General features: G+C 75.4%; 6 protein-coding genes. 5 read left to right on the top strand and 1 reads right to left on the bottom strand.

Features of this window, described 5'->3' with window-relative positions; translation table 11 throughout:
- The first annotated feature begins 2 nt into the window (after nt 1-2).
- Nucleotides 3-683, top strand: coding sequence for a class III extradiol dioxygenase subunit B-like domain-containing protein (locus ACFV6I_RS15740; RefSeq protein ID WP_380425684.1), 681 nt, complete (start codon nt 3-5; stop codon nt 681-683).
- Nucleotides 684-698: 15 nt separating this feature from the next.
- On the opposite strand, the gene ACFV6I_RS15735 is transcribed toward ACFV6I_RS15740, so the two are convergent.
- On the bottom strand, nt 699-962 hold the full coding sequence (locus tag ACFV6I_RS15735; RefSeq protein ID WP_063349333.1) for an antitoxin: 264 nt from the start codon (nt 960-962) through the stop codon (nt 699-701).
- A gap of 199 nt (nt 963-1,161) precedes the next feature.
- On the opposite strand from ACFV6I_RS15735, the gene miaA reads away from it, so the two are divergent.
- The 4 genes from miaA to ACFV6I_RS15715 all read left to right on the top strand — a co-directional run bounded on the left by miaA (nt 1,162) and on the right by ACFV6I_RS15715 (nt 6,400).
- On the top strand, nt 1,162-2,127 hold the full coding sequence (gene miaA, locus ACFV6I_RS15730; protein WP_380425682.1) for a tRNA (adenosine(37)-N6)-dimethylallyltransferase MiaA: 966 nt from the start codon (nt 1,162-1,164) through the stop codon (nt 2,125-2,127).
- Between the two features lie 226 nt (nt 2,128-2,353).
- Entirely contained in the window at nt 2,354-2,854 is a 501-nt protein-coding gene (locus tag ACFV6I_RS15725) for a hypothetical protein (protein ID WP_063349335.1), read from the top strand.
- A 97-nt stretch (nt 2,855-2,951) separates the two neighbouring features.
- Nucleotides 2,952-3,863 carry a diaminopimelate epimerase gene (gene dapF, locus ACFV6I_RS15720; RefSeq protein WP_380425680.1) on the top strand — a complete coding sequence of 304 codons (912 nt, stop codon included), beginning with the start codon at nt 2,952-2,954 and terminating at the stop codon, nt 3,861-3,863.
- A gap of 197 nt (nt 3,864-4,060) precedes the next feature.
- Nucleotides 4,061-6,400 (top strand): RelA/SpoT family protein, encoded by a 2,340-nt coding sequence (locus ACFV6I_RS15715; RefSeq protein ID WP_380425678.1) that lies wholly within the window; start codon nt 4,061-4,063, stop codon nt 6,398-6,400.
- Nucleotides 6,401-6,427 lie beyond the last annotated feature (27 nt).

Genomic DNA, 6,427 nt, shown 5'->3' with positions numbered 1-6,427 from the left:
CCGTGTGCCCCTGTCCGCCGCTGCTCGTCCCGCAGGTCCCCGCCGGGGCGGCCGCCGAGTTGGACCCGCTGCGGGCCGCCTGCGACGAGGCCCTGGCGGCACTGGTCGCGGCCGGGCCGCAGCTGGTCGTGGTGGTCGGCGCAGGGCCGGAGGCCGAGGTGTGGACCGAGGGCGGGGCCGGCTCCTTCCACCGCTACGGGGTGCCGCTGGTCGCCAAGCTGCCCGGCGGCCGGGTCGAGGGGCCGGAGCTGGCGCCCTCGCTGACGGTCGGCGCCTGGCTGCTGGAGCGCGCCGGGGTGACGCTGCCGACGCACGCCTGCGCGGTGCCCGCCGACGCGCCCGCCGACCGGATGCTCGGGCTCGGCCAGGGCTTGGCCCAGCTGGCCGACCGGGTCGGCCTGTTGGTGGTGGGCGACGGCAGCGCCTGCCGCTCGGTGAAGGCCCCCGGTTACCTGGACGAGCGCGCCGAGGGCTTCGACGCCGCCCTGGCCGCCGCCCTGGGCTCCGCCGACCTGCCCGCGCTCGCCGCCCTGGACGCCGGGCTGGCCGCCGAGCTCAAGGCCGAGGGCCGGGCGCCCTGGCAGGTGCTGGCCGGCGCCGCGGAGGGCGCCGGCCTCACCGCGCGGCTCGGCTACCAGGACGCCCCGTACGGGGTCGGCTACGTCGTGGCGTCCTGGAGCTGATCGAAGCGCGGGGCGTCAGGCCTGCGGCGCCTGGCCGTTGCCGCCGGCCGGCCCCTCCTCGCCCGGCTTCGGCTTGTGGGCGAAGTCGCCCACCGCGCCCTTGGCCTTGCTGGCGCCGTGCTCGATCTTCTCGCTGTACTTGCCCTTGGTCGCCTTGTCGATCGCGCCGCCGGCCTTGTCCACCGCGTGCTCGATCTGCTCGCTGTGCTTGCCGGCGAGCTCACTGGCCTTGCCCTTGAGCTCTTCGGCCTTGCCCTTGAGGTTGTCCATCAGACCCATGGCGATCTCACCCTTTCGTCCCTGTCTCCTGCCCAACGTCCGTCACCGCCGAACCGTTCGCAAACCGGCTCAACTGCGGAAACGGCTGGAGATGGCCGGAGACGGCCGGAGACGGCCGGACACAGTCACATCGTCGCGCAGTCGGGGCCGACGGGCAGCCCGGTCACCGGTGCGGCGGCGGTTTTGCGAGACTGGAGCGGTGAGCAGCTCCCGTACCGACCAGTCCCGCGCCGCCCAGCCCCGAGTGGTCTGCATCGTCGGCGCGACCGCCGCCGGCAAGTCCGACCTGGCCGTCGCCATCGCCCGCAGCCTCGGCGGCGAGGTGATCAACACCGACTCGATGCAGCTGTACCGGGGCATGGACATCGGCACCGCCAAGCTCACCCCCACCGAGCGCGGCGGCGTGCCGCACCACCTGCTGGACGTCTGGGACGTCACCGAGGCCGCCAGCGTCGCCGAGTACCAGCGGCTGGCCCGGGCCGAGATCGACCGGCTGCTCGCGGCCGGGCGCACGCCCGTCCTGGTCGGCGGCTCCGGGCTGTACGTCCGGGCGGCGATCGACGAGATGGAGTTCCCCGGCACCGACCCGGCGGTCCGGGCCCGGCTGGAGGCCGAGCTGGAGGAGGCCGGCCCGCACGCGCTGCACCGGCGGCTGGCCGAGCTGGACCCGGCGGCGGCGGAGGCGATCCTGATCGGCAACGGGCGGCGGATCGTCCGCGCGCTGGAGGTCATCGAGATCACCGGGCAGCCGTTCACCGCGAACCTGCCCGGCAACACCGCCGTCTACGACGCGGTGCAGATCGGGGTCGCGCTGCCGCGCCCCGAACTGGACGAGCGGATCACGCTGCGGGTCGACCTGATGTGGCGGGCCGGACTGCTGGACGAGGTGCGCGCGCTGGAGCGGCTCGGGCTGCGGGAGGGGCGGACGGCCTCCCGGGCGCTCGGCTACCAGCAGGTGCTGGACCACTTCGCCGGCGAGTGCACCGAGGACGAGGCGCGGGCCGAGACCGTCCGGGCCACCAAGCGCTTCGCCCGCCGTCAGGAGTCCTGGTTCCGCCGCGACGGCCGGATCCACTGGCTGTCCCGGCCGGCCGGCACCGACCCCGTCGAGCTGCTGGAACGCTCCCTGGAGCTGATCGACCGTCAGGAGCGTCCGGCCGGGTAGGCGGGTTCCGGCCAATCCGGCGGTGCACCTGCGCGCGCAGGTGGCCGTGCAGGACGAACCGGCGGTCACGGCCCGATCACGTGATGGCCACGGATCACCCGTCGACGCCGGTCAGGCCCGGAACGCCCGTCTGGACATGCCATCATCGAAGGCGTAGGGGTCGGCCGCGCGGGCCGACCGTGCCCGACCGCGAGTCCGCTCGTGTCGAACTGTCAGGGGAGGCCGCGTGTCGACGGGTACCGGCCCCGAACCCGGCCAGAGCGGGAGTGTCACCGCACCGGCCGACGAGTCGACGAGGGGTGACCTCCCCGTGCTGACCGGCCTGGAGGCACCCACCTCCTACGCGGTCGCACTGCCGGCCCTGGACAACCGCACCCCGGCGGGCGCGGTGCACGAGCGGGAGATCCGACCGCTGCGCCGGCTCCGCTGGTGGCAGACCCTGCCGATCGCCCTGCTGGGCATCCTCGGCTCGCTGATGTTCGCCTTCCCGCTCGCCTTCGGCTCGGCCGGGGCGCGCGCCACCATGGTCGGCATGCTCGGGCTGCTGCTCACCGCCGCCTCGGTCGGCTGGGGCGCGATGGCCGCCCGGCACGCCGGGTACAAGTGGCCGGGCCTGCCGCGCCGCGGCTCCGGGCAGCGGGCCGGCTGGAAGGCGATCGCGCTGTACACCCTGATCGCGCTGGTGGCCTGTGCGCTGGCCGTCTGGCGGGTCGCCTACCTGCGCTGATCCGTCGGCCGCCCCTGCCGGCCCCTCGGCTGCCCGCGCCGATCCACCGGTCGGACCGCCCGGGTGGCCTGTGCGCCCGTTCAGTACCATCGGGAGGGTGAGCGCATCCTCCCCGCAGCCGGTCGGCGTCCCCTTCTTCAAGGGGCACGGTACCCAGAACGACTTCGTCATCGTCCCGGACCCGGACGGCGTGCTGGAGATCGGCCCCGCGGCCGTCGCCGCGCTGTGCGACCGGCGGGCCGGCATCGGCGGGGACGGGCTGCTGCGCGTGGTGCGCTCCGCCGCCGAGCCGGCCGCCGCGGACCAGGCCGACCGGGCCGAGTGGTTCATGGACTACCGCAACTCCGACGGCAGCATCGCCGAGATGTGCGGCAACGGCGTGCGGGTCTTCGCCCGGTACCTGGTCGAGGCCGGCCTGGCCGAGCCCGGCGAGTTCGCGGTCGCCACCCGCGCCGGGGTGCGGACGGTGCGGGTCGCCGAGGACGCCGGGGACGGGACGCCCGGCGAGGTCACCGTCGACATGGGCCGGGCCCGGCTGCCCGGGCCGGACGGCGTCGAGGTCACGGTCGGCGCGCGGCGCTGGCCCGCGCTGAACGTCAACATGGGCAACCCGCACGCGGTGGCCTTCGTGGACAGCCTCGACCACGCCGGGGACCTGCTGTCCGCGCCGCTGACCAGCCCCGAAGGGGCCTACCCGGAGGGCGTGAACGTCGAGTTCGTGGTGGACCGCGGGCCGCGGCACGTCGCCATGCGGGTGTACGAGCGCGGCTCCGGCGAGACCCGCTCCTGCGGGACCGGCACCTGCGCCGTCGCGGTGGCCGCCATCCGCCGGGACGGCGTCGACCCGGCGGTCACCGGCGAGCCGGCCACCTACACCGTGGACGTGCCGGGCGGCCGACTGGTCATCACCGAGCACCCGGACGGCCGGATCGAGAAGACCGGCCCGGCGGTCATCGTGGCCGCCGGTGAGATCGACGCCCGCTGGTGGGCCGAACTGGGGCGTGTCTGACACGTCTGGGGCGCGGCTCGGGCAGCTGACGGCCCGGTTTGCCCATTTCGCGCGCCGGTGAATCCGCCCGTTCGAGTGACGCGTGTCGCGGACGGGAAGCAAGGCATCGCGGAACGTGCTCTGCTCGGTAGCATGGACCACCGGGAAGGCGCCCCTCGGCGGGGTGGCGGCCGGTGATCGCTGCCGGAGGTGCGCCGATGACCATCGAAGCCGGGCAGTCCCTGACGGGGCAGCCGACGTCCGCACGGCAAGCCGGGGCCAGGCGGCCCCTGGGGGAGCTCGGCCGGGCCGCGCTCGGCCGGGCCGGGCGGGCCGCCCTGCTGGCCACCGGCCGGCCGCCCGTCCCGGACGCCCTCGAACCGCTCGTCCGAGTCCACCGCGAACACCATCCGCAGGCCGACCTCGGCCTGCTCGCCCGGGCCTACCGGCTCGCCGAGGCCAGCCACCGGGGCCAGAAGCGCAAGAGCGGCGGGCCGTACATCACCCACCCGCTCGCCGTCACCATGATCCTGGCCCAACTCGGCGCCGGGACAACCACCTTGGTCGCCTCGCTGCTCCACGACACCGTCGAGGACACCGAATTGACGCTCGATCAGGTGAGCGCCGGCTTCGGGCCCGAAGTCGCCTACCTGGTCGACGGGGTGACGAAACTGGAGAAGGTCGACTTCGGCGCCGCCGCCGAGGCCGAGACCTTCCGCAAGATGCTGGTCGCCACCGGCGACGACGTCCGGGTGATGGTGATCAAGCTCGCCGACCGGCTGCACAACATGCGCACCATCCGGCACATGAAGCCGGCCAGCCAGGTGCGGATCGCCAAGGTCACCCGGGACGTGCTGATCCCGCTGGCCGAACGGCTCGGCATCCAGGTGCTCAAGGCGGAGCTGGAGGACATCGTCTTCGCCACCCTGCACCCCGAGGAGCACGCCCGTACCCGGGCCCTGATGGCCGGTCACGAGGGCGAGCCGGACACCCAGCTGGCCCCCTTCGCCCGGCTGCTGGCCCGCCAGCTGTCCGAGACCGGGGTGACCGCCGAGGTCACCGTCCGGCCCCGGCACTGCGTGTCGCTGCACCGGGTGCTGCTCAAGCGGGCCGCCGCGCCCGGCCCGGACGGGCGGCCGCAGCGGCCGCAGCCCGCCGACTTCGGGCGGCTGCTGGTGGTGGTCGAGGAGAACGCCGACTGCTACGCCGTGCTCGGCGAGCTGCACACCTGCTGGACGCCGCTGCCCGGCGAGTTCAAGGACTTCGTCGCCGCCCCCAAGTTCAACCTCTACCAGTCGCTGCACACCGCCGTGGCGCTCAGCGGCGGCACGGTCGTCGAGGTGCTGGTGCGCACCCGGCGGATGCACGAGGTCGCCGAGACCGGGGTGGTCGCGCTCGGCGACCCGGAGCCGGCCGGCGCCGTCCAGGACGCCGACGAACTCGACCGCACCGACCCGGCCCGGCCCGGCTGGCTCAGCCGGCTGCTGGAGTGGCAGCAGGAGACGCCCGACCCGGACGCCTTCTGGTCCGCGCTCACCGCCGACCTGGCCGGCGACCGCGAGATCACCGTCGTGACGGAGAGCGGCGAAACGCTTCAGCTGAGGGCCGGCGCCACCTGCGTGGACGCCGCCTACCTGCTCGGCGAGGAGACCGGCCACCGGTGCATCGGGGCCCGGGTCAACGGCCGGCTCACCGCGCTCTCCACCGTCCTGCAGGACGGCGACCTGCTCGCCGTGCTCACCGAGGCCGTGCCCACCGGGACCGTGCTCACCGAGGACGGACCGCGCCCCGCCGAACCCTCCGGGCCCGCGCCCGAGTGGCTCGCGCACGCCCGGACCCCAGCCGCCCGGCTGGCCATCGAACGCTGGCTCGCCGACCACCCGGCCCGGCTCCCGCCGGTGCGCACCGGCCCCTCCAGCGGCCAGCCCGCCCTGCCCGCGCACCGCACCACCGAGCGTCGGCCGACCCCGGTCGCGGTGGCCGGTCGGCCCGGGGCGCCCGTCCGGCTGGCCCGCTGCTGCACGCCCGTGCCGCCGGACGAGGTGACCGGCTACCCGATCCGCGGCGGAGCCGTCGCCGTGCACCGCACCGGCTGCCCGGCCGGGGAGCGGATGCGCGCGGCCGGGCGCGCCGAGCTGGAGGTCCGCTGGCGGCCGGAGGGCACCCCGGCGGCCGGCCACCGGGCCACCCTGCGGGCCGAGGCGCTCAACCGGCCCCGGCTGCTCGCCGACCTCACGGCGGCCATCTCCGCCGAGGACGTCGGCATCGTCTCGGCCGAGGTCGAACCGCCGCAGGAGCTGCGGGTCCGGCACACCTACACCGTCGAACTGCCCGAGCCGGCCGCGCTGCCCGCGCTGATGCGGGCCATGCTCAAGGTCTCCGGGGTGTACGACGTCAGCCGGCCGCAGGCCCCGGACACCGGCGGGGCCCGCCACCCCGGGGAAAATGGGGATGACCGGTCCGCGCCGGGCGTGGGACCATCATGGGGAATTCACGGCCGGTCCACGGCGTTCTCAGGGCACAGGAGCCCCGACGGCACCCGAGGACCTGAGGGGTAGCTCACCTCGCCCGGCGGTAACCGGGGC

The organism is Kitasatospora sp. NPDC059803 (genome assembly GCF_042732255.1).
Taxonomy (GTDB): Bacteria; Actinomycetota; Actinomycetes; order Streptomycetales; family Streptomycetaceae; genus Kitasatospora.
Note: the sequence above shows the minus strand (reverse complement) of the source record. Positions and strands in the feature narration are given on the sequence as shown.